Below are 21669 nucleotides of genomic sequence, written 5' to 3'. Positions count from 1 at the left end.
AATACGCGAGGACCGGGATAAACGTCTAGCGTCGGCGACGGCCGGCGTCCGCGCTCGCCACGCCACACCCCGCCCGCGACCCCGAGACCTAAGCCGTTAAGCATCCGGCGACGCACCGAGGAGCCATGCACGCAGTCGAGGCCGTCGTCGTCGCGTTCTGGACGATGCTGCCCGCGTACGTCCCGAACAACGCGGCCGTCCTCGCCGGCGGCGGCCGTCCCATCGACGGCGGGCGGACGTGGCGCGACGGAAATCGACTCCTCGGCGACGGGAAGACCTGGCGCGGCACCCTCTTCGGGACGTTCGCGGGCGCGGCGCTCGCGCTCGCCCTCGACGCCGTCGCGCCGGCCGTCGCCGACGTCGTCGGCGTCACCCTCCCGGGATTCCCGCCGGTCGTCGCCCTCTCCCTCTCCCTCGGCGCGATGCTCGGCGACATCCTCGCGTCCTTCCTCAAGCGCCGCTCGGGGCGCGAGCGCGGCGCGGCCTTCCCCCTCCTCGACCAACTCGACTTCGTCGTCGTCGCCCTCGCGCTCACGGCCGTCGCCGCCCCCGGGTGGTTCCGCGACACCTTCACGCTCACCGTCGTCGTCGTCGTGCTCGTGCTCACGCCCGTCCTCCACGTGCTCACGAACGGCGTCGCGTACCTCCTCGGCCTGAAGGACGAACCCTGGTGAGGGCCGACCCGTGACGCCGCCTGCGGGCGTCGCGTGCGGGCGTCGGCGCACCCGTGAACAATCGCGTCGTTTATCGGCCTCGCCACCCCCTCTTCGACTAATGACGGACGACGCGCTCATCGCGGCCCTACAGGACGCCGACGCGGTCCAGTACGGCGAGTTCGAACTGTCGCACGGCGGTACCTCCGAGTACTACGTCGATAAGTACCTCTTCGAGACCGACCCGCGCTGTCTGCGCCTCATCGCGGAGGCGTTCGCGGAGCGCGTGGACGCGGACGCGAAACTCGGTGGCGTCGCCCTCGGCGGCGTCCCGCTGGCCGCCGCGACGGCCGTCACCGCGGACGTCCCCTACGTCATCGCGCGCAAGAAGGCCAAGGAGTACGGCACCGCGAACCGAATCGAGGGTCGCCTCGCGGAGGGCGAGGAGGTCGTCGTCGTCGAGGACATCGCCACCACCGGCCAGTCGGCCGTCGACGCCGTCGAGGCGCTGCGCGACGCCGGCGCGGAAGTGAACCGCGCGCTCCTCGTCGTGGACCGCGAGGAGGGCGGCGAGGAACTGCTCGCCGACCACGGCGTCGAGATGGAGGCGCTCGTCACCGCGAGCGACCTGCTCGCCGACGAGCGATAAGACGCAGGAACGGGACCGCGTCGCCACCTTCCACCTCGCCGACGTCCGCGTGCGTTCCATACACGTTTGCGCAACACTGGCACTTTTGTGCCGCGTGTGATTCGAGATATTCATACCTCCGCAATCGTGAATAGACGTATGAACCGCGCAGAGAAGGCCGCCCTCCAGTTGCAGGCCGTCTCCGTCCTGCGCACGCTGAAGGAGACGCGCACGTACGACGAACTCGCCGAGGAGACCGGCCTCCCGGCGGGCGACCTGAACCGCTACGTGAACGGGCACGTCCTCCCGAGCGCCGACCGCGCGCGCGCCGTCGTCTCCGAGGTCGGCGAGCGCGTCCTCCGCGACGAACTCGCGGAGCGCGTCCGCCTCGACGACGAGGGGTACGTCGACAACTCCGACGTCGTCTTCGATCAGGCGTTCCTCGACCTCGTTGCGCCCGTCGCCGCCGAGTCGTTCGACTTCGAGCGCCCGGACGTCGTCCTCACCGCCGCGACGGACGGCATCACGCTCGCCGCCGCGCTCGCGTCCTACTACGACGCGCGCTGTGCGTACGCGAAGAAGTCGAAGGAGACCGCGGTCGATGAGTTCATCGAGGCCCGCCAGCGTCTCCAGTCCGGCATCGAACTCACCTACTACCTCCCGGCGTCCGCCGTCGACGCCGGCGAGTCGGTGCTCGTCGTCGACGACCTCATCCGCTCGGGTGAGACCCAAGAACTCCTCCTCGACATCGTCGCGGCCGCCGAGGCCGACGTCGCGGGCGTCTTCGCGCTCATCGCGGCCGGCGACGAGGGCATCGAACGCGCTCGGACCCGCACCGACGCGCCGACGGGCGCGCTCGCCGAGCTCGACTGAACGCTCCGCTCGCCCGCCCGCTGCCTGCCTTATTTTTCGGCACGTTCGTGTCGAACGCGACGACCGAAGTTCCCGATACCCACAGTGTCGTGCAACCCAGGTGGTAACAGTTAAGTCCGCACGACGGGGTATCCACGGACGTACCGCATGGGGTTCACCGATACACTCGCGGCGTACTTCGGTTTCGAGGAGCACAACACCGACCTGCGCACGGAGGTGGTCGCCGGCATCACGACCTTCCTGGCGATGTCGTACATCGTCGTCGTCAACCCGTCCATTATGACGCAGGTCACGGCCGACGGCGAGGTCGTCAAACCCGGCGTCGCGCTCGCCGGCTACAGCCACGACCAGACCGTCCAGATGCTCGCCGTCGTCACGCTCCTCGCGTCGGCGATAGCGATGCTCGTCATGGCGTTCTACGCGAACCGGCCGTTCGGCCTCGCGCCCGGCCTCGGGCTCAACGCCTTCTTCGCGTTCACCGTCGTCGGCACGCTCGGCGTGCCGTGGGAGACGGCGCTCGCCGCCGTCGTCGTCGAGGGCGTCGTCTTCATCCTCCTCACCGCCGTCGGCGCGCGCGAGTACGTCATCAACCTCTTCCCCGAGCCCGTGAAGTTCGCCGTCGGCACCGGTATCGGGCTCTTCCTCGCCATCATCGGCTTGCAGGCGATGGGCGTCGTCGCCGACGACCCCGCGACGCTCCTCACGCTCGGGAACCTCGCGCAGAATCCCGTCGCCGTCCTCGCGCTCGTCGGGCTCTTCTTCACGCTCGCGCTCTACGCCCGCGGCGTCACGGGCAGCATCATCGTCGGCATCCTCGCCACCTCCGCCGCGGGGGCCGTCCTCACGCTCGCCGGCGTCGTCAGCCCCGGCGTCCTCATCGGCGAGTTCGTCCAGCGCGGCGGCATCGCCGCGAGCGAACTCCCGCAGGCCCAGTACGACATCGGCCCGCTCGTCGGCGCGTTCCTCCGCGGCTTCGCGGACGTCGAGGCCTTCAGCTTCGCGCTCATCGTCTTTACGTTCTTCTTCGTCGACTTCTTCGACACCGCGGGGACGCTCGTCGGCGTCGGGCAGGCCGGCGGCTTCCTCGACGACGACGGCGACCTCCCGGACGCCGACCGGCCGCTGATGGCGGACGCGGTCGGCACCACCGTCGGCGGGATGCTCGGCACCTCCACCGTCACCACCTACGTCGAGTCCGCGACCGGCGTCGAGGAGGGCGGGCGGACGGGCATGGTCGCGCTCGTCGTCGCCGTCCTCTTCCTCCTCTCGCTCGCCGTCGTCCCGCTCGCCGCCGCGATTCCCCAGTACGCGAGCCACATCGCGCTCGTCGTCGTCGCCATCCTGATGCTCTCGAACGTCACCGCCATCGACTGGGACGACCTCACGCACGCGATACCCGCCGGCCTCACGATTCTCGTGATGCCCTTCACGTACTCCATCGCTTACGGCATCGCCGCCGGCATCATCGCCTACCCCGTCGTCAAGACAGCCGTCGGCGACTACGACGAGGTCCGCATCGGTCAGTGGCTCCTCGCCCTCGCCTTCCTCGTCTACTTCTTCGTCCGCACCAGCGGCATCCTCCAGACCGCCGTCTGAGGCGGACTGTCTGTTTCTCCGCTCGTCGAGTTCGCTGCTCGCTCCGCCCGGAGGAACTGACCGTAACTGCGAACACGAACCGTACGGTGGCCGGTGTTCGCCGTTGACGACGCGTGTCACGCGACTATGAGGCGCGCGGTCGCTATACTGTACTCGCGCGAAGCGCGAGTTTCACCGAGCGACTTCGTCGCTCGGGGGTTTTTCACCCCTGCGAGACCCGTGGGGCCTCGCTGGCCCCACACTCGCTTCGCTCGCGTGGACCATGCTTTTGCGGGGACGGGTGCGCCCCCGCGCACCCGACTCGGAAAAAGATGGAAATGCACCGGCCGGGAATTGAACCCGGGCTATGAGCTTGGGAAGCTCATGTCCTACCACTAGACCACCGGTGCTCGTGCGTCACGTCGTAGTCCGCTCTCCCACTTGAACGTAGCGTTTCGCCACTGGACGTGCGTCCAGCGTTTCGCGCCGGCGAGTGGGTTTTAGTCGTCGCCGGGTGTAGCCCCGCGTATGGCCGACATCGAGCCGCTCGACCTGCGGTTCTCGGAGAAGGAACTCGACGCACAGCGCGCGCACATCGAGACGTTCATCGAGGGGCGACTGGCGGACGCGGGCGCGGAGCGCGCCGTCGTCGGGCTCTCGGGTGGCGTCGACTCGACGACGACGGCCTACCTCGCGGTGGAGGCCCTCGGTGCGGCGAACGTCCACGGCCTCGTGATGCCGGGCGAGGTGAGCGACGCGGACAACATGAGCGACGCCGAGCGCGTCGCCGAGGAACTCGGCATCGAGTACGACGTCCTCGAGATAAACCCCATCGTGAACGAGTTCCTCGACGCCGTCCCGGAGGCGGAGGGCGACAAGGTCGCGGTCGGGAACGCCCGCGCGCGCTCGCGGGCGGTGTTGCTCTACCTCGTCGCCAACCACGAGGGCGCGCTCGTCCTCGGGACGGGGAACCGCACGGAGGCCGCAATCGGCTACTTCACGAAGTACGGCGACGGTGCGGTCGACTGCCACCCGCTCGGCACGCTGTACAAACAGCAGGTCCGACAGCTCGCCGCGGACCTCGGCGCGGCGACGGACCTCGTGGAGAAGACGCCGACGGCGGGCCTCTGGGCGGGTCAGACTGACGAGGCGGAGATCGGGATGGACTACGACACGCTCGACGCCGTCATCGCGTTGACGATAGACGGCGGCGTTCCGCCCGCGGCCACGGCGGAGATAGCCGAAACGACGACGGAGAACGTCGAGCACGTCCGGGAGCTCCACGCGGCGAGCGAACACAAGCGCCACGTTCCGCCCGCGCCCGACGCGCTCTTCTGAGCGGCCGAAACGCGACGTGCGACGGGTGTCCGTGCTTTCCAAAGGCCTTTGCCGTTCGCCGGGCTACGTCGAACCGATGGAAGAGGCCGAGCAGGCCCGGGCCGCCGCACGCGACGCGGTTCGGGACGTCGAACCGTCCGACCTCCGGCGCGCGATGGACGACCGCCTCGCTCAGTGTTCGGTCGTCCCGGGCGCGCTCGTCTTTCTCGCGGCGGACGCGACGCCCGGCCGCGCCGACGACGGGCTCGCGGAGCGCGCCGCCGGCGTCCAGCTCGTCTACGAGGGTCTCGTGCTCACCCGCGACCTCGTGGAGACGGTGCCGTGGACGAGCGCCGACGCCGACGCGGACACGCCCGCCGACCTCGACGTGCTCGCCGCCGACGTGCTCGTCGCCAAGGGCTTTCGCCTGCTCGCGCGCACCGAGGCCGCCGACGCCGCCGTCCGGACCGTCCGGGAGTTCGGCCGTGAGCGCACGGACGCCCAAGCCGGCCGCGAGTCGACGACGCGCTCCCTCGAGGCCTCCGTCTTCGACCTCGCTGCCGTCGCGGGCGCGAGCGCGGTCGGCACGGACGTCCCCCGCGGCCTCCGCCAGTACGCCGTCGGCCTCGCGGACTCGTGGGGCGAACGCCCGCTCGGCTCCCCCGCGGAGGTCCTCCCGGAACGCCCCGCGGACGTGATGGCGCGCGTCGCCGGCCCGTCCGCCCCCGACGGCGACGACGCCGTCCGCCCCTCCGCGACCGACCACTAGGGCCCTCGTCGCCACCGCGAATCGAAACCCCTAAAGTCGAAACCGGGCTACGGAAGAGTGCCTGCCTGGGTAGCTTAGCGGTAAAGCGCGTCCTTGGTAAGGACGAGACCCCGGGTTCAAATCCCGGCCTAGGCTTCCTTCGAGGAACCACGTGACGAGCAGTAGCCGTAGCCGGGAGTTGAGCCAGTCAGTCGCAGCGCGACCGAAGGGAGCGACCGTCTGACGCTGTTCAAATCCCGGCCTAGGCTTCTTCAGTTTCTCTCGCCTGACTCACGTCTCCCGCGGCGTCGCGCGCGTCGCGGTGGCCTTGAACGACGCGACGACTCGCTTTCCCTCCGCGACGCCGAGTCGCTCGACGCTGTCCGTCGTGAGCAACGCGTCGAGCGGCGTCTCCGCGCCGACGTCGACGGCGATGCGGGCGACGGCGTCACCGCGTTCGACGGCGGTGACGACGCCCGCGAAGCGGTTGCGCGCGCTCGTGGCGTCGGCGGCCGGCGTCTCGGCGGGGTCGTGGAGGGTGACGGCGTCGGCGCGGACGCTCACGTCGACGCGCTCGGCGTCCGGGGGGACGAGCGCGCGTATCGCGCCCGCGTCGGTGTCGACGACGCCGAGCTCGCCCGTCCGCTCCGCCACGGTGCCGACGAGGACGGCGGCGCTCGTCTCGGCGATGGCAGCGTAGCCGTCGCGCAGGCGCTCGAAGCGGGCGACGAGCGCGTGGCCGCCGTCGGTGAGCGTCGTGCCGCCGCCGCTGGGGCCGCCGCGCGTGCGCTCGACGAGCGGCCCGAAGGCGTCCTCCAGCGCGTCGAGTCGTTCGTGGGCGCGGGAGTAGGAGCGCCCGAGGCGGTCGCTCGCGGCGTTCAGCGAGCCGGCGTCGTCGATGGCGCGGAGGAGGGCGGCGTCGCGCGCGTCGAACGGGACATCGTCGGCGCGGAGGCTGGCGTCGAAGCCGGCGTCGGCGTCCATACCCACTCTACCCGAGCCCCGAGCAAAACCGTTATGTCGCCGGCCGCGGGCGTTGTATCTATGACGAAACAACGGTCGCGTCGCGACGTCCTCGGCGCGCTCGGCGCGGCGGGCCTCGGCGGTCTCGCCGGGTGCGTCGGCGGGACCGACGACAGGGGGGTGGAGGGCGCGGGGGCCACCGGCACGTCCGCGTCGGACGAATCGGGTGCGTCAGGCGCGTCGACGACGAGTGCCGACGCACTCACGGTCTTCCACGCCGGGAGCCTCACCGCGGCGTACGCCGACGTCGAGGCGGGGTACACCGCGGAGCGCGACGTCACGGTCGCCCAGGAGTCCGCGGGCTCCGTGCGCTCGACGAAGAAGGTGACGCAGCCGCCCCACCGCGCCGCGGACGTCCTCGCGGTCGCGGACTTCCGGCTGCTCCGCGACGACCTCCTCCCCGACTACGGCGACTGGTACGCGGTGTTCGCCACGAACGCGATGACGGTCGCGTACACCGAGGACTCGACGTACAGCGACGAGTTCGGCCCCGAGACGTGGTGGGACGTCCTCGCGCGCGACGATGTGGCGGTCGGTCACTCCGACCCCGCGGTCGACCCGAACGGCTATCGCGCGCTGATGTCGATGCAGCTCGGCGCGATTCCCTACGAGGGCGAACGGCTCTACGACGACGCCACGGCGGCGGCGCTCCGGGCGAACGCGACGGTCCCCGCGAGCGACGAAGTCGACCTGATCGGCCAGCTCCGGACGGGGAAACTCGACTACGCGTGGTCGTATCGCTCCTTCGGGGCGACCCACGACGTCGAGACGGTGGACCTCCAGACCGCCGTCGACCTCTCCGGGGCCACCGAGGCGGACGCCGACCACTACGCACAGGCCACGGTCGAGGCCGGCGGGACGACCTACGTCGGCGCGCCCATCGCCTACGGCGTCACGGTGCCGACCACCGCCGAGCACCCCGACGCGGGCGCGTCGTGGGTCGCCTACACCCTCGGTGAGGGCGCGGCGACGCTCGCCGTGGATGGCTTCGAGACGCTTGACCCCGCGGTCGTCCCGGCGCGCCACGCCGACGCCGTCCCCGACGCCGTGATGGCCGCGGCCGAGGCGCGCGACTCGCTCGGCCCGCTCTCGCTCTGACCCGTGGTCGCCGTCCGTCCGGCCGCGTCGTCCGTCGGTCGCCGCGTGCTCGTGCTCGCCGTCGCCGCCGTACAGGTCGCGGCGTTCCTCGTCGCCGACGCCCTCGGTCGTCCCACCCTGTACGTCGTCTTCGCCGTCGTCAGCGCCGCCTGTCTCGGCGCGCTCGCCGACCGCGGCGCGTTCGGCGTCGTCGCCGCCTGCCTCGGCGGCGCGCTCCTCGTCGCACTCGTCTACCCGCTCGTTACGCTCGTCACTGTCGCGTCGCCCGAGAGCGTGCTCGCCGCGCTCGCGCGCCCCGACGTCCGGCGGACGCTCTACCTCTCCGTCTACGGCCCGCTGCTCGCCACGCTGCTCGCCTGTCTCCTCGGCGTCCCGCTCGCGCTCCTGTTGCGCCGCGACTTCGCGGGCCGCCCGGTCGTCGAGGCGCTCGTCGACCTCCCGCTCGTCGTCCCGCACAGCGTCGCCGGCCTCGCCGTCCTCCTCGCGTTCGGTGAGGGCGGTGCGCTCCCGTCGCTCCCCGTCCTCGGTGCCGTCCCCGGCCTCGTACTCGCGCTCACGTTCGTCAGCGCGCCCTACGCCGTCAACGGCGCGCGCGAGGGGTTCGAGACGGTCGACCGCGACGCCGAACGTGCCGCGCGCTCGCTCGGCGCGTCGCGCTTCGAGACCTTCCGCCGCGTCACCGCGCCGCTCGCCGTTCGCGGCGTCCTCTCCGGGGCCGTCCTCTCGTGGGCGCGCGCCGTCTCCGAGTACGGTGCCGTCGCCGTCGTCGCCTACAACGTCACCGTCTTCTACCCGCCCGCCGGCGAGCGCGTGCAGGCGATGTTCGGCTCCGTCTTCGTCGTCCGTGAACTCGACGTGAACTTCGATGCCGCCGTCGCCGTCGCCGTCTGCCTCCTCGCCGTCTGCGTCGTCGTCTTCCTCGTCGTCCGCGCGCTCACCCGCGAGACAGGGGGGTGGCGCTAGTGCTTCGCTTCGACGTCCGCGCCGCCTTCCGCGACGACGCCACGACCTTCGACGTCGCCGCCGACCTCGCCGTCCGCGACGGCGAGACGCTTTGTCTCCTCGGCCCCTCGGGGAGCGGCAAGACGCTCCTCCTCGAACTCCTCGCGGGCTTCCACGACCACGCGGGCCGTCTCGAACTCGACGGCCGCTCGCTCGACGGCGTCCCGCCCGAGGAACGCGGCTTCGGTTTCGTCTTCCAGCAGTACGCGCTCTTCGAGCACCGCAGCGTCCGCGAGAACGTCGCCTTCGGCGCGAAGTACCACGAGGACGCCCGCGACCCCGACGCCCTCCTCGCCCGCCTCGGCGTCGCCGACCTCGCCGAACGCTTCCCCGGGACGCTCTCCGGCGGCGAGAAACAGCGCGTCGCGCTCGCGCGCGCGCTCTGCGTCCGCCCCGACGTCTTTCTCCTCGACGAACCGCTCTCCGCGCTCGACGCGCCCACGCGCGAGCGCCTCCGCGACGACCTCGTCGACGTCCTCGCCGACGAGACGGCGGTGTACGTCACCCACGACCGGACGACCGCGCGCGCCGTCGCCGACCGCGTCGCCGTCCTCCGCGACGGCCGCGTCGCACAGGTCGGCCCCGTTGCGGACGTCTTCGAGCGCCCCGCGACCCGCTTCGTCGCCGCCTTCACCGGCGCGACCGTCGTCGAGAGCGCCGCCCTCCCCGCGGGACTCGACGCGCCCGCCGGCACGCTCGCCGTCCGCCCCGAACACGTCCGCATCGGCGTCGACGCGCCCGACGGGGTCCCCGCGCGTGTCACTCGCGCCGTCCGCGAGGACGCCGCCCACCGCGTCACGCTCGCCGTCGGCGACGCCGAACTCGTCGCGTACGCGCCGAACGACCCCCCGGAAGAGACGACCGTCGCCGTCCCGTCCGAGCGCTGGCACGCCATCCCGGACGGGGGACGCGACGCCGACGCGTGACTTTATCCGCGCGCCGGCCCTCGCCGTCGCGTATGGAACGCTGGGACGCCCTCTTCGAGCGTGGTGCGGAGTACGACGTCGCCCTCGACGACGTCCGCGAGGCCCTCACCGAGCGTCGGGGGGACGATGCGTAGTCACGACCCGGACGAACCGGACGTCTCGCGGGTCGTCGCCGACGCCGACGTCCTCGCCGCGGACCTCCTCGTCGGCGGGGCCGCCCGCGACGCCCTCGACGTCGTGCGCGCGCACTCGTGGATGACGCTCGTGGCGAGCGAGGCGCTGCTCGACGACGCGGAAGCAGTGCTCGCCGACCTCGCCGACGACGCCCTCGCCGCCGACTGGCGCGAGAAGGTCGCAGCGCGGGCGACGCTCGTCGAGCACCCCGATGGCGACCATCCCGCGCTCGCCTCGGCCGCGCACGGCGACGCCGCGCGCGTCCTCACCTTCGACGAGTCGCTGCGGAGCGCACAGACGAACGCGACCGTGAAGAAGTACGTCACCGTGAGCTTCTCGCCGCCGGACGGTTTCGCGCGTCTCTTCGACCCCGAGCGGCTCTACCCCGTGGTCGTCGGCGGCGACTACCCCGGCCCGGACCGCGACCCGCGCGCCTGAGCGCCCTCTCAGCGCTCCGCGAGCCACTCCGCGAGCGACGCAAGCGCGCGCCCGCGGTGCGAGACGACGTTCTTCGCCTCGGTGTCCATCTCCGCGAACGTCTCGCCGTCGTGTTCGAAGATCGGGTCGAAGCCGAAGCCGCCGGTCCCGCGCGGCGCGACGATTCGCCCCGGCACCTCTCCCGTGAAGGTCTCGACCGTCTCGCCGTCCGCGTACGCGACGACGGAGCGGAACGCCGCCGCCCGGTCGTCGAGGTCCGCGGCGAGCTCCCAGACGCGCTCGATGCCGAGCGTGTCCTCCACGTACGAGGAGTACGGCCCCGGGAACCCATCGAGGCCGCCGACGAACAGCCCCGAGTCGTCGACGATAACCGGGTCGTCACCGCCCGCGGCCTCGTAGGCCTCGCGCGCGCCGCGCGCCGCGATTTCCCCGAGGTCGTCGCTCTGGACCTCCGCGTAGTCGTAGTCGAACTGTGTCACGTCGGCGTCGAGGTAGTCACGCGCCTCGCGCACCTTCCCCGCGTTCGTCGTCACGAACAGGAGACTCATACGCGTAGCGAGCACCGCACCGCCAAAAGGAATCGGGGATTCGACGCGGTGGCCGGTACCGTTACTCGTCGACGACGACTTCGACGGCCTCGTCGACCGCGCCGTCCTCGCCCTCGCCCTGCTGTTGCTGCCAGAGGAGGACGCCCGCGACGGCGAGGACGATCCACGACCGCCAGTTCGCGAGGTTCAGCGTGTAGCCGACGCCGAACGGCTTCTCGACGAGCATCCCCTCGCCGGGCTGCCAGTAGGCCTTCAGCATGTTCGAGAGCGACGGGCGCTCGAAGTTGTACGGGACGCCGAACAGCTCGCCGGACGTGGGCTTCTCGGGCATGTCTCGGGCTACGACCGGCCGCGGCAAGAAGCTTTTCGCTATCGGTAGCGCCCGCGCTCCTCGACCTCGCGCAGGCGCGCGACGACGTCGGAATCGCCCGCCTCGCGGTACGCCGCCTCCGCCGCCGCGACCAGCGGGTCGGGGTCGTCCGCCGTCCCCCTGATAGACCCCTCGAAGACCCGGAGGTCCATCGCGTAATCCTCGACGTCGTCCGTGTAGTAGCCGAGTCCGAAGTCGATGAGGTGGACGCGCTTGCCCCACTCGCCCCCTGGCGAGTCGTACGCCGAAGCGCGTGTCGCGTCCGCTCCCGCCCGCTCGTCCCGCGCCACGTCGTGCGCGACGCGTGCGTTCCGCGTCGTCGGGTCGCCGTGGACGAACCCCGCCTCGTGTATCGCCGCGAGGTGCTCGGCGACCGCCGCGACGCGCTCCTCGCTCAGCGCGTCGCGCAGGTCGGTGTCGCCGACGCGCGCCATCGTCAGCGTGCTCTCCGGGACGTCGACGTCCGAGAGCACGGGCGTCGGGACGCCGACCCGGCGCGCCTCCGAGAGCAGGCGCGCCTCGCTCGTCGTCCGCTCCCGTCGGAGGCGCGCGTCCAGCGCGTCGTGGCGATACCCCTTCGGCCGGCGGGTCTTCGACACTTCGTCCCCGCGCACGTCGACGATGGCCTCCGCGCCGCGGAGGTCGCCGCCCGCGTCGGTACCAGTGCCGCCGAGCAACACGTCCTCCGCGTCGCCGCGCCACGTCACCGGCACCTCGTCCGGCCGGTAGTCCGGGTCCACCGCGGAGTCCGCGACGGCGAGCGTGTCGCCCGCCGCGTACATCTTCGCGCCGAGCACCGCGACCATCCCCGCGTTGTCCCGGAGGAATCGACCCTCGGGCGCGTAGAACTCCGCGCCGCGCTGCTCGCACATCGCCTCCAGCATCCCGCGGAGGCGGGCGTTCTGCCCGACGCCGCCGCCCAGGACGAGCTCGTCGCGCCCCGTCAACGAGAGGGCGCGTTCGGCGACCTCCGTCAGCATCCCGAACACCGTCTCCTCCAACCCCCGACAGACGTCCTCGACCGGCGTCCCGTCGTCGTAGGCGTCCTTCGCGGCGCTCATGATTCCCGAGAACGAGAAGTCCATCCCCTTCACGACGTACGGGAGCGGGACGTACTCGCCGCGCTTCGCGTGCTCCTCGACCTTCGGGCCGCCCGGATGCGACCAGCCGACGTGGCGCGTGAACTTATCGAGGGCGTTCCCGACGCCCGTGTCCATCGTCTCGCCGAGCACGCGATAGCGGCCGTTGTGGTAGCCGAGGACGTGCGCGTTCGCCCCCGAGGCGTTCAGACACACCGGCGAGTCGAACCCCGAGCGATGACGACCGATCTCCAGGTGCGCCACCATGTGGTTCACGCCGACGAGCGGGACGTCGAGGCCCTGGGCGAGCGCGCGCGCCGCCGACCCGACGATGCGGAGACACGGCCCGATGCCCGGTCCGCGCGCGAACGCCACCGCGTCGATGGGACCGTCGGCGTTCGCCAGCGTCGCCTCGATGACCGACGGAATCGCCTCCCGCATGTGCTCTGCGGCCTCGCGCGGGTGAATGCCGCCGCTCTCCGGTTCGTACGCGTCGGACTCGATTCGGACGCGATCACGCTCCGTGTCGAACACCGCGGCGCTCGCACACCACGCCGTCCCTTCGATCCCGACGACGCGCATGAAAAAACGTTAGCGCGTTACTTCCACTCGGTGTAGCCGCACTTCCCGCAGTGCTCGCGGTCCGAGTGCTCCGCGAGGAAGGTGTCGCCGCAGCGCGGACACTGCTCCTTCGACGTCGTGCCGTCGTCGTTGTAGTAGTCGGAGCGGGGCATTACTCCTCAGCCTCCGCTTCCTCGGCCTCGGCCTCGATCTTGTTGCGCTCGAGCATGTGGCCCTGCTCGACGTCGATGGCGGCGTCGGGGGACTCGTAGACCTTCGCGTAGCCCACGGTCTTGCGCATCCCGAACTTCGTGTCGAGGCTGCGGACGACGACCTCGTCGCTGTCCTTGTCCAGCGTCGCCGCCAGCGAGTCGCGGACGGAGAGCCGCGACGGCGTCGCCTCGTCGTGCGTAATCTCGAACTGGACCTCGTCTCTGTGGAGGAGCGGATTGCCCTCCTCGCTCAGGATTTCGATTTCCATGGTCAGTTGTCATTCACTAAGGCGCCGAACCGAGTAAAAGCATTACGAACGACCTTTTGCCGCGCTTGAGCGCGCCGGAGGCGCGCTCTGCGCTGGCAAAAGCTCGGCCAAAAGCGCTGCACGACCCCTACGGGGTCGTTTGCGCCTCGCCTGACGGCGAGCGAACCGGCGACCGTTCGGGTCCTGACGGACCGCTCGTCGCGCGAACACGGGCGACCGTGGTCCGTCGGGTCGGCCGAACGTTTTTGCTCGTCACGCCCCTCCCGGCGCGTATGCCCACCCCGGTGGTCCGATGAGCACGGCGTCGGCGCAGCGCGCCGGGCTCGCGCTGTTGCTGTTCGGGTGGTTCCTCAACTCGGCGTCGACGGGCGTCTTCGCGGCGCTGGGGCTCCTCCTCGGGTTTCTCGCGGCCGCGTTCGTCGTCGGCGCGTGGCTCGCCGACTACTGACGCTCGACGAGGTCCCAGAACGCCGCTTCCGTCTCCAACTCCTCGGCGAGCTCCCGCACGCGCTCGCGGAGGCCCGTAGTGACGTTCGCGCGCACCATCCCCTCGCCGGGTTGGCCATACACTATCGAGGCGTCCGCGGGCGCGAGCAGGACCGCCGGTACGGTCGCGAGGTCCTCCTCGCCCGTCACGTCGATCCGCGTCGGCTCCGCGGCGGCGATGGCGTCGCGCAGCGCCTCGATGAGCTCCGCGGAGAGCGTCCCCGGCTCCGAGGCGACCGCGACGCTTCGCGGCGTCTCGGGGATGTCGTCGAGCACCGCGTCGGCGACGCGCTCGCGCTCGGTCTTCCCGTCGACGACCGCGACGTGCGGCGTGACGCCCGCGCGTCCGAGGTGGGAGTTTACGACGTCGCCGACGGCGATGATGGGGTCGCCCGCGTCCGCGAGCAGCTCGTGGGCGTCCGTGAAGACGGGCCCGAGGGGCTCCTTGAAGGACGCGCGCGCGCTCTTCGGCAGCGACGCGACGGTCCCCATCTACCTGACTTTCAGCGCGTACTCGCCCGCTTCCGTGACCTCCATCTTCTCCGCGATCTCGGAGGAGCCGGGGTGCGTGATGACGACGTAGCCCGCCCAGTCCTCCGTGAGGTCGTTCGACCCGCAGTAGGGACAGACGTCCTCGTCGGGCTCGACGATCCGGTGGCAGTCGTGGCAGGCGAGGCGGTTCGACGCCATCCTACTCGGCCTCCGGGTTCTCGTCGGCCTTGCGGAGCCACTCGTGTTTGCCGAGGCCGGGCTGTTTGGCGGTGAGGCCGATCTTCGACTCGCGCGGGTTGCGCTCGTCGATGCTCTTCGTGACGATCCGCGCGCGGACCGCGTCGTCGACGCTGAGCACGTCGCCGGACTCGCGGCTCGCGAGCTGCTGGTTCTGCTCGTCGTACGCGAGGTACTCGTCGGAAATCTGACTGACGTGGAGCAGGCCGTCGACGGGACCGATGCCGACGAACGCCCCGAAGTTCACGACCTCGACGACCTCGCCGTCGATGACCTCCTGCATCTCGGGGTCGAACGTGACGGCGTCGAACTCCGCCTCGTAGTAGACGCCGGGGCGGTTCGGGAGGACCGCACCGTCGCCGATCTCGTGGACCTCCGTCACCGTGACGACGCTACCGAGGTCCTCGTCCATGCGCCCCTCGAGTTTGTCCTGGAGTAAGCGTTTCACCAGGTCCGGCGAGACGTCCGCCAGGTGCTCCGGGGGTACTTCTACCGTGTCCTTCAGGCGTGCGCGCTTGTACATCTATGGGTGCGTGCGTGTGAGTCGGTTCCGGCCCCGGAGGTGGACCACCGGGGTACCGGCCGCGAGCACGCGCTCGCGGAGGGGGCCGTCGTTCGTGCAGACGACGTCGACCGCGCCCGCGTCTGCGAGCGCGACGATCTCGTCGTCCGCGTACTGTCCGTCCGTCTCCTGGTCGCTACAGCGGGCCGCGAGGTCCGTGCCGACCGCCGCCGCCGTCGCCTCCTCGCCGTTACCGTCGGCGAGCGACGCGAGTTCGTCGGCGACGACGTCCGGGACGACCGGGTCGTAGTCGCCGCAGACCCGATCCAGTTCCTCGAAGACGCGAACGCCGACCTCGACCGGCATCATCAGCGCGTTCGCGTCGAGTGCGACCCGTTCCGTCATCTGTTACCCCTGTAGGCGGCCGATGCCGATGAGGCGCCAGCGCGCGCCGACGCGGCGGTTGATGGCGATGACGTCGCCCTCCTCGGCGCAGACCGGGCGCTTGAGGTTCACCTCGCACTCGCCCTCGCGCGCGGACGTGACCGCGCCGACGGTGGTGGCGGTGCCGACGGTGAGCATCAGCGGTTCGCCGGTGTTGATGTCGTCGATGGTCTCGCCCTCCTCCGCGCCGACGAGCCGTTCGAGGAGGTCGACCTCCATCTCGAAGGACTCCCACGTCGGCGGGAGCGCCTCGGGGTGGCCGGCGACCTGCCCGGCGAGCGCGTCGCCCTTCGTCATGCTCGGGTCGAGGCCGGTCCCCACGCCCAGCAAGCCGCCGGGCGTGACGGTGTCGACGTCCTCGCCGCCAGCCTGGAGCGAGCGGACGGTCGTCGTGATGGACTGCCACTCGGATTGGCCGCCCTCCTCGACCTCGCGGCCCGGCCGGAGTTCGAGGTCGTCGTCGACGTCGAGTTCGCCCGCGACGAGGCTCCCCCCGAGAACGCCGCCGGTGAGCCCCTCCCACGTGGTGCCGGGGCGGTTGATGTCGAAGGAGCGCGCGACGTACATCCGGGGGTCGGCGTCGGGGTCGCGCTCGGGCGTCGGAATCTCCTCCTCGATGGTCTCGATGAGGACGTCGAGGTTGATCTCCTGTTCGGCGGACACGGGAACGACGGGGGCGTCCTCGGCGACGGTGCCCTCGACGAACTCCTGTATCTGCTCGTAGTTCTCGCGGGCCTGCTCGCCGTCGACGAGGTCGACCTTGTTCTGCGCGATGACGACGTTCTCGATGCCGATGATGTCGAGCGCCATCAGGTGCTCCTCGGTCTGGGGCTGGGGCACCTCCTCGTTCGCGCCGACGACGAGTACCGCGCCGTCCATGAGGGACGCCCCGGAGAGCATCGTCGCCATCAGCGTCTCGTGCCCGGGCGCGTCGACGAACGACACCGTCCGTAGGACGTCGGTGTCGACGTCGTGCTCGGAACAGCGCTCCTCGACCGTGTAACACTCGGGGGGCTCCTCCTCCGGGCAGCGCCGGAACGTCGCGTCCGCGTAGCCCAGCCGGATGGAGATGCCGCGTTTCATCTCCTCGGAGTGCTGATCGGTCCATTCGCCGGACAGCGCACGGACGAGCGTCGTCTTGCCGTGGTCGACGTGCCCGACGAGACCGATGTTCACCTCCGGTTGGCGATGAGTTCCTGCCATGCAGTAATCTTGCGGGCACTTCGCCCTGCGGAAATGATAAAGCCCCCGATTCGGCGGCGTCGCGGCGGTTCTCAGGCCGTGTCGCTCCCTCACACGACCGCGCCGTTCGCCGGCACGGGGAACTAACTCCTCTCTCCGCCTACGGCCGCCATGCAGCGACCCCCATCCACGACCGCGCGCCGACCGACCGCCGCCGCCGAACGGGCCGGATGAGCGCGCTCGCGGACGCGTTCGTCGGTTTCACCGGCACCGACCCCATCGTGCAGGCGTTCGTCGGCGGCGTCGTCATCGCCGCGCTCAACCTCGTGGGAGCGCTCGGTATCGTCGTCTGGCGCGATCCCTCGGAGCGCGCGCTCGACGGCGCGCTCGGCTTCGCCGCGGGCGTGATGCTCGCCGCGAGCTTCACGAGCCTCATCCTCCCGGGAATCGACGCCGGCGGTCTCCTCCCCGTCCTCGTCGGCCTCGCGCTCGGCGTCCTCGCCCTCGACCGCGCGGACCGCTGGGTGCCCCACGTCCACGTGCTCGTCACGGGCCGCAAGCGACCGGACGCCGCGAAGCGCGGGACGGACGCCGCGAGCGACGGCGACGCCGGCGACGCCGACGCGGACGACCAGACGGCTCCCGCGGCGTCGGGCGACGACCGCGGCCCCGACGTCGACGGCCGCCTCGCCTCCGTCCTCCTCTTCATCGTCGCCATCACGCTCCACAACATGCCCGAGGGCCTCGCGGTCGGCGTCGGCTTCGGCACCGGCGACCTCGGCGAGGCGCTCCCGCTGATGCTCGCCATCGGCATCCAGAACATCCCGGAGGGGCTCGCGGTCGCCATCGCCGCGCGGAACGCCGGCCTCGGCACGCGCTTCTACGCGATGGTGACGGGCCTGCGCGCCGGCCTCGTCGAGGTGCCCGTCGCCGTCTTCGGCGCGTGGGCCGTCCTCGTCGCCACCCCGATTCTCCCCTACGCGATGGGGTTCGCCGCCGGCGCGATGCTCTACGTCATCTCCGACGAGATAATCCCGGAGAGCCACGCTCGGGGCTACGAGCGCACCGCCACCCTCGGCACGATGGCCGGCCTGATGGTGATGCTCACCCTCGACGTCGCGCTCGCCGCCTGAGGACGCTGGCGTCTCGACTCGCGAGACGCGCCCACACCCATTCACCGCGACCCCCGCCGACCCGCGCCGCGGCGTCGGACCGACCCCCACGACACGCCGCGTCGGCGCGGCGCTTAACCGCGCGCCGCCCGTCCCGCCCTTCATGCGCGAGTTCGCGTTCGAACTCCGGCTCTGCGCCCGCCTCGAACGGGAGTACCCCGTGGTGGCGCGCCAACTCGGGACGAGCGTCCGCGCCGCCGCCGGACGCATCGTCGACGTCGTCTGTCTCACCCGCGGCCCCGAGTTCGACGCTCGAACGCGGCTCACCCCGGACGCGATACCCGCCGCCGCCATCAAGGCCGACGTCGGCGTCGGCCGGTGGCGACGCGTCACCGACGCCGTCGACGCGCCGCCCGCCCGGGCCCGCGACATCGCGGAGCGCGGCCGCGACGCGGGCTTCTTCGAACTCGACCGGCGCGACGGCCACGCGGTCGTCCGCCGGACCGCGCGCTATCCCGACTGGGTCGGCGACCTCGTCGGCATCGAGAACAAACCCGACCTCGGGGAACCCGGGAACCTCGCCGCGCAACTCCGCCACGACGTCTCGCTCGGCGTCCTCGATTTCTCGATACTCGCCACCGAGTCGTACGTGACGCGCGCGCACCTCAACCGCCTCCCGCCCGCGGTCGGCGTCTGGCGCGTCGACGTCGACGCCGCGGAGCCGATTACGGTGGTGCGCGAACCGACGCGCCTCGACGCCGACGGCTGGGGGCTCGAACCCGGCGACGCCCACCCCGGCCGGCGCGAGATAGCGTCGGTCTCGCCCGCGGCGAAGGCGACGCAGCGCCGCCGCGTCGCCGAGCGCGCCTACGGGAAGGGGTGGCGGACCTACGACCTCCCGGCGTGCGCGAACGCCGAGCGCGGCCGCGAGGCCGGCGCGACGACGCTCCCCTTCTGCGCCTACGAGGGCCGCCTCGTCGACCCCGCCGCCGAGTGCGGCCCCGACTGTCCCGGCCACGACCCGGCCGACCCGCCCGCCGTCGACCCGGAAGGCGAACGCGCCGCCCGACAGGCGTGGGACCCCGACGCGGCGAGCGCGCGCACGCAGGCCGGCCTCGGTCGGTGGACGTCAGAGTGAGCGCGGCGAACGACTAACACCGTGCGGCTCCACGCTCCTCTATGCCTTCTCCCGCCCGCCGCGTTCGCCACGCGCTCGTCGGCGTCGTCGTCGGCCTCCTCGTGACCGGTCTCGGGGCGACGGACACCCGCGACCCGCTGCTCCTCGGCGGCCTCCTCGTCACGGCGACCGCGGCGGCGACGCTCGTCGCCGCGAACCCCGCACCGGTCCTCCGCGAGCGCGGGAGCGCCGTCGCCGCGGCGTTCACGGCCGTCTCGACGCTCGGCGCGTTCGCCCTCGCGGTCGGTTCCGACGGCGGGTTCGCGTACGCGCCGGCGCTCCTCGGCCTCGCGCTCGCGTGGCTCGGCTTCGCGGCCGGCGTCGCGCACGCCCGCTCAGAGTGAGAACGTCTCGCCGTCCACCGCCAGCGGCTCCGCGAAGGCCTCCTCGGGCGGGTAGCGGTGCGCGACGTGGACGACGCGCAACTCCTCGGCGTTCAGGTCGTCCGCGAGCGCCACCGCGCCCTCCTTCGTCATGTGCTTCGTGCCGAACGTCCGCGGGACGCCGTCGGCGTCCTCGTCGCGGCCGCCGAGCGGGTGGTAGTCGCAGAGGCTCGCGGGGACGATGCCGTCCGCGAGCAGGAGGTCGGCGTCGCGCAGGGCGTCCCGGGAGCTCTCGGGTACCCGGTAGCTCGTGTCCCCGGAGAGCGCGAGTGTCGCGCCCGTCTCGGGTTCCTCGACGACGAGGCCGTACGTGAGCAACGGGGGATGGTCGACGGGGACGAGCGTGACGTCGAAGCCACAGACCCGGAAGGACTCGTGGGGCGTCCGCGGTTGGACGCTCACGGTGTCGAGGTAGTCGTACTTGCGTCGCACCGTCTCGGCGACGCTCTCGCCCGTCTTCGGGTCCGTCTCGTCCGCGGCGTACACCGGGAGGTGGTCGAGGAGGCGATAGACGTTGCCCAAGCCGTCCAAGTGATCGAAGTGGATGTGCGTGATGACGGCGGCGTCGGGAAGCGACACCCCCTCGCGGAGGAACTGCTGGCGGAAGTCCGGGCTCGCGTCGAGGAGGAGGACGTCGCCCGTCGACTCGTTGACGACGTGGACGGACGAGCGGGTGCGCTCGACGCCGCGCTCGCGCGCCGCGAGGCAGGTGTCGCAGTCGCAGCCGGGTCGCGGCGTCCCCGCGGTGTCGCCCGTCCCGAGCAGCGTCACGCGCATCCCTAGTCGTCCGCGTCGGCGGGCGCGTGCTCGTGGTCGTGGTCGTGCCCGTGGTCGTGCGCCCCCTCGTCGTCCGTCTCCACCGCCTCCTCCAGGCTGTCGAGGTTCCGGAGGTGGTCGCGCTCCTCGAAGGACTCGACGGCGTCGAGGAGGTCGGCCTGCGAGAGCGTGGTGCGGTCCTCGACGAGCGCGTCCAGGACGGCCTCGCGGAGGACGAGCCGCAGGTCGCTCCCGGTCAGCCCCTCGGTGTTCGCGGCGAGCGCCTCGGGGTCGAAGTCCTCCACCTCGATGCCGCGCGTGACGATTCGCAGGATGTCGGCGCGCATCGGCTTCGTGGGCTTCGGGAAGCTCAGGATTTCGTCGAAGCGCCGCCACACCGCGGCGTCGAGCTCGTCCGGGTGGTTCGTCGCCCCCACGAGCAGCACGTCGTCCTTCACGAGGCTCATCTCGTCGATGGCCTTCAGCAGGGTGTTGACGGCGCGCTTGATAGCCGCGTGCTCGTCACTCGTCCGGGTCTTCGCCACGAAATCGAACTCGTCGATGAAGAGCACGCAGGGCGCGAGGCGCTTTGCGACCTCGAAGACCTTCTCGACGTTCTTCGCGGTTTCCCCGAGGTACTGACTCGTTATCATCGACAGCTTCACCTCGACGAACGGCAGGTCGAGGCGGTGGGCGAGCCCCCGCGCCGTCGAGGTCTTCCCGGTGCCCGGCGGGCCGACGAAGAGGAGTTTGCCCACCTCGACGAGGCCCACCTGCGCGAGGTAGTCGCGGTGTTCGATGGCCTTCGAGACCTTCTGCGTCTCGGTCTGCTGTTCGTCCGTCAACACGAGGTCGTCGAGCGTCGTCTCGATCTCCGCGGGGGCCTGGACCTCCACGAGGTCGAGCATCTCCTCGTCGTCCTCGTCGAACATGTCCTCGAGGAGGCCGTCGATCCACTGCGGGTCGGCCTGCACGGGCCGGTTGGCCTCGCGGGCGGCCGCGTAGTCGACGTCGTCGAAGTCGTCCTCGTAGGTCGCGGCGAGCGCGGGGTTCGCCTGGATGCGCGGGGCCTCCGCGCGGTTCGCGTACCACTCCTTCGCCATGTCGTCGTCCACGAGGCGGATGCGCCCCGAGAAGGAGTCCTGTTCCGTGAACATCAGGCTCGCCACCTCGTCCCACGGGTCGGCGACGTCGGTCGCCTCCGCGACGGCCTCGGCGGTCGCTTGCGGGGGTCGGGGGACGCCGTCGCCGTCCCAGAGCGCGCTCCGGACGGCCGGCGGGAGGTCGTTCTCGTCGAGGTCGGTGTCGCGCTCGTAGACGCGTGCGGTCAGGAGGAATTCCACGACGTCGAGCGCCCGGTCGGTCATTACCCCCGGAATTGACGCCCCCGCCGCATAAGACCGT

The 21669-nt window shown here is 71.5% G+C and carries 27 protein-coding genes and 2 tRNA genes; 15 read left to right on the top strand and 14 right to left on the bottom strand.

The window, feature by feature from the left end; all coding sequences use genetic code 11:
- The first annotated feature begins 125 nt into the window (after positions 1–125).
- From IEX84_RS02600 to IEX84_RS02585, 4 genes are all read left to right on the top strand, one after another.
- Positions 126–674: a CDP-2,3-bis-(O-geranylgeranyl)-sn-glycerol synthase gene (locus IEX84_RS02600; RefSeq protein ID WP_188869503.1), complete on the top strand. Its 549-nt coding sequence runs from the start codon at positions 126–128 to the stop codon at positions 672–674.
- A gap of 100 nt (positions 675–774) precedes the next feature.
- Positions 775–1302: an orotate phosphoribosyltransferase gene (gene pyrE, locus IEX84_RS02595; protein WP_188869501.1), complete on the top strand. Its 528-nt coding sequence runs from the start codon at positions 775–777 to the stop codon at positions 1300–1302.
- Between the two features lie 138 nt (positions 1303–1440).
- Complete coding sequence (locus tag IEX84_RS02590; protein WP_188869499.1) at positions 1441–2154, top strand: phosphoribosyltransferase family protein; 714 nt, start codon at positions 1441–1443, stop codon at positions 2152–2154.
- A 147-nt stretch (positions 2155–2301) separates the two neighbouring features.
- Entirely contained in the window at positions 2302–3750 is a 1449-nt protein-coding gene (locus IEX84_RS02585) for an NCS2 family permease (RefSeq protein WP_188869497.1), read from the top strand.
- A gap of 318 nt (positions 3751–4068) precedes the next feature.
- Here IEX84_RS02585 and IEX84_RS02580 read toward each other — a convergent pair.
- Positions 4069–4139, bottom strand: a tRNA-Gly gene (locus IEX84_RS02580).
- A 118-nt stretch (positions 4140–4257) separates the two neighbouring features.
- Between IEX84_RS02580 and IEX84_RS02575 the strand changes: the two genes are divergently transcribed.
- The 3 genes from IEX84_RS02575 to IEX84_RS02565 all read left to right on the top strand — a co-directional run bounded on the left by IEX84_RS02575 (position 4258) and on the right by IEX84_RS02565 (position 5950).
- Positions 4258–5067, top strand: coding sequence for an NAD+ synthase (locus IEX84_RS02575; RefSeq protein ID WP_188869495.1), 810 nt, complete (start codon positions 4258–4260; stop codon positions 5065–5067).
- Between the two features lie 76 nt (positions 5068–5143).
- Positions 5144–5815: a DUF7114 family protein gene (locus tag IEX84_RS02570; protein WP_188869493.1), complete on the top strand. Its 672-nt coding sequence runs from the start codon at positions 5144–5146 to the stop codon at positions 5813–5815.
- Between the two features lie 63 nt (positions 5816–5878).
- Positions 5879–5950, top strand: a tRNA-Thr gene (locus IEX84_RS02565).
- A gap of 135 nt (positions 5951–6085) precedes the next feature.
- On the opposite strand, the gene IEX84_RS02560 is transcribed toward IEX84_RS02565, so the two are convergent.
- Complete coding sequence (locus tag IEX84_RS02560) at positions 6086–6778, bottom strand: TOBE domain-containing protein (RefSeq protein ID WP_188869491.1); 693 nt, start codon at positions 6776–6778, stop codon at positions 6086–6088.
- Between the two features lie 60 nt (positions 6779–6838).
- Between IEX84_RS02560 and IEX84_RS02555 the strand changes: the two genes are divergently transcribed.
- The 4 genes from IEX84_RS02555 to IEX84_RS02540 all read left to right on the top strand — a co-directional run bounded on the left by IEX84_RS02555 (position 6839) and on the right by IEX84_RS02540 (position 10455).
- Positions 6839–7915 (top strand): substrate-binding domain-containing protein, encoded by a 1077-nt coding sequence (locus IEX84_RS02555; protein WP_188869489.1) that lies wholly within the window; start codon positions 6839–6841, stop codon positions 7913–7915.
- A gap of 3 nt (positions 7916–7918) precedes the next feature.
- A complete protein-coding gene (locus IEX84_RS02550) occupies positions 7919–8878 on the top strand; it encodes an ABC transporter permease (RefSeq protein WP_188869487.1) in 960 nt (319 codons plus the stop codon).
- Positions 8878–9843 carry an ABC transporter ATP-binding protein gene (locus IEX84_RS02545; RefSeq protein ID WP_209590277.1) on the top strand — a complete coding sequence of 322 codons (966 nt, stop codon included), beginning with the start codon at positions 8878–8880 and terminating at the stop codon, positions 9841–9843. The genes IEX84_RS02550 and IEX84_RS02545 overlap by 1 nt, the downstream gene beginning before the upstream one ends.
- 126 nt (positions 9844–9969) lie before the next feature.
- Positions 9970–10455 carry a DUF7384 family protein gene (locus IEX84_RS02540; protein ID WP_188869483.1) on the top strand — a complete coding sequence of 162 codons (486 nt, stop codon included), beginning with the start codon at positions 9970–9972 and terminating at the stop codon, positions 10453–10455.
- An 8-nt stretch (positions 10456–10463) separates the two neighbouring features.
- Here the strand turns inward: IEX84_RS02540 and rdgB are convergent, their stop codons facing one another.
- The 5 genes from rdgB to IEX84_RS02515 all read right to left on the bottom strand — a co-directional run bounded on the left by rdgB (position 10464) and on the right by IEX84_RS02515 (position 13494).
- Entirely contained in the window at positions 10464–11003 is a 540-nt protein-coding gene (gene rdgB / locus IEX84_RS02535; RefSeq protein WP_188869481.1) for an RdgB/HAM1 family non-canonical purine NTP pyrophosphatase, read from the bottom strand.
- Between the two features lie 61 nt (positions 11004–11064).
- Positions 11065–11334, bottom strand: coding sequence for a DUF5808 domain-containing protein (locus tag IEX84_RS02530; RefSeq protein WP_188869479.1), 270 nt, complete (start codon positions 11332–11334; stop codon positions 11065–11067).
- Between the two features lie 38 nt (positions 11335–11372).
- Entirely contained in the window at positions 11373–13034 is a 1662-nt protein-coding gene (locus IEX84_RS02525) for a bifunctional N(6)-L-threonylcarbamoyladenine synthase/serine/threonine protein kinase (RefSeq protein ID WP_188869477.1), read from the bottom strand.
- 17 nt (positions 13035–13051) lie between these two features.
- The gene (locus IEX84_RS02520) at positions 13052–13186 is read right to left on the bottom strand and encodes a 30S ribosomal protein S27ae (RefSeq protein ID WP_188869475.1); all 135 of its coding nucleotides are present in this window, start codon (positions 13184–13186) and stop codon (positions 13052–13054) included.
- Positions 13186–13494 carry a 30S ribosomal protein S24e gene (locus IEX84_RS02515; RefSeq protein WP_188869473.1) on the bottom strand — a complete coding sequence of 103 codons (309 nt, stop codon included), beginning with the start codon at positions 13492–13494 and terminating at the stop codon, positions 13186–13188. Before IEX84_RS02515 ends, IEX84_RS02520 begins: the two co-directional genes overlap by 1 nt.
- Positions 13495–13786: 292 nt before the next feature.
- Here IEX84_RS02515 and IEX84_RS02510 point away from each other — a divergent pair, with 292 nt between their 5' ends.
- Entirely contained in the window at positions 13787–13942 is a 156-nt protein-coding gene (locus tag IEX84_RS02510) for a hypothetical protein (protein ID WP_188869471.1), read from the top strand.
- Here IEX84_RS02510 and IEX84_RS02505 read toward each other — a convergent pair.
- Genes IEX84_RS02505 through IEX84_RS02485 form a run of 5 tightly spaced genes read right to left on the bottom strand, consistent with a single transcriptional unit; the run spans position 13936 to position 16858 of the window.
- On the bottom strand, positions 13936–14472 hold the full coding sequence (locus IEX84_RS02505; RefSeq protein ID WP_188869469.1) for a GTP-dependent dephospho-CoA kinase family protein: 537 nt from the start codon (positions 14470–14472) through the stop codon (positions 13936–13938). The genes IEX84_RS02510 and IEX84_RS02505 overlap by 7 nt on opposite strands.
- Entirely contained in the window at positions 14473–14670 is a 198-nt protein-coding gene (gene spt4 / locus IEX84_RS02500; protein WP_188869467.1) for a transcription elongation factor subunit Spt4, read from the bottom strand.
- Position 14671: 1 nt separating this feature from the next.
- A complete protein-coding gene (locus IEX84_RS02495) occupies positions 14672–15232 on the bottom strand; it encodes a DNA-directed RNA polymerase (RefSeq protein ID WP_188869464.1) in 561 nt (186 codons plus the stop codon).
- Positions 15233–15616 (bottom strand): twitching motility protein PilT, encoded by a 384-nt coding sequence (locus IEX84_RS02490; protein ID WP_188869462.1) that lies wholly within the window; start codon positions 15614–15616, stop codon positions 15233–15235. It abuts the gene before it with no gap.
- Positions 15617–15619: 3 nt separating this feature from the next.
- Positions 15620–16858: a translation initiation factor IF-2 subunit gamma gene (locus tag IEX84_RS02485; RefSeq protein WP_188869460.1), complete on the bottom strand. Its 1239-nt coding sequence runs from the start codon at positions 16856–16858 to the stop codon at positions 15620–15622.
- A gap of 209 nt (positions 16859–17067) precedes the next feature.
- Here IEX84_RS02485 and IEX84_RS02480 point away from each other — a divergent pair, with 209 nt between their 5' ends.
- The 3 genes from IEX84_RS02480 (at position 17068) to IEX84_RS02470 (ending at position 19470) form a co-directional block, all read left to right on the top strand.
- Entirely contained in the window at positions 17068–17970 is a 903-nt protein-coding gene (locus IEX84_RS02480) for a ZIP family metal transporter (protein ID WP_188869458.1), read from the top strand.
- 142 nt (positions 17971–18112) lie between these two features.
- Positions 18113–19087, top strand: coding sequence for a DUF5787 family protein (locus IEX84_RS02475; protein ID WP_188869456.1), 975 nt, complete (start codon positions 18113–18115; stop codon positions 19085–19087).
- 41 nt (positions 19088–19128) lie between these two features.
- Positions 19129–19470 carry a hypothetical protein gene (locus IEX84_RS02470; protein WP_188869454.1) on the top strand — a complete coding sequence of 114 codons (342 nt, stop codon included), beginning with the start codon at positions 19129–19131 and terminating at the stop codon, positions 19468–19470.
- Here the strand turns inward: IEX84_RS02470 and IEX84_RS02465 are convergent.
- Together IEX84_RS02465 and IEX84_RS02460 are read right to left on the bottom strand one after the other, a co-directional pair.
- A complete protein-coding gene (locus IEX84_RS02465) occupies positions 19462–20286 on the bottom strand; it encodes an MBL fold metallo-hydrolase (protein ID WP_188869452.1) in 825 nt (274 codons plus the stop codon). The two genes, IEX84_RS02470 and IEX84_RS02465, sit on opposite strands and share 9 nt — an antisense overlap.
- Positions 20287–20288: 2 nt before the next feature.
- Positions 20289–21632 carry an ATP-binding protein gene (locus tag IEX84_RS02460; RefSeq protein ID WP_188869450.1) on the bottom strand — a complete coding sequence of 448 codons (1344 nt, stop codon included), beginning with the start codon at positions 21630–21632 and terminating at the stop codon, positions 20289–20291.
- Positions 21633–21669 lie beyond the last annotated feature (37 nt).

Source organism: Halarchaeum rubridurum, from assembly GCF_014647115.1.
Lineage (GTDB): Archaea > Halobacteriota > Halobacteria > Halobacteriales > Halobacteriaceae > Halarchaeum > Halarchaeum rubridurum.
Note: the sequence above shows the minus strand (reverse complement) of the source record. Positions and strands in the feature narration are given on the sequence as shown.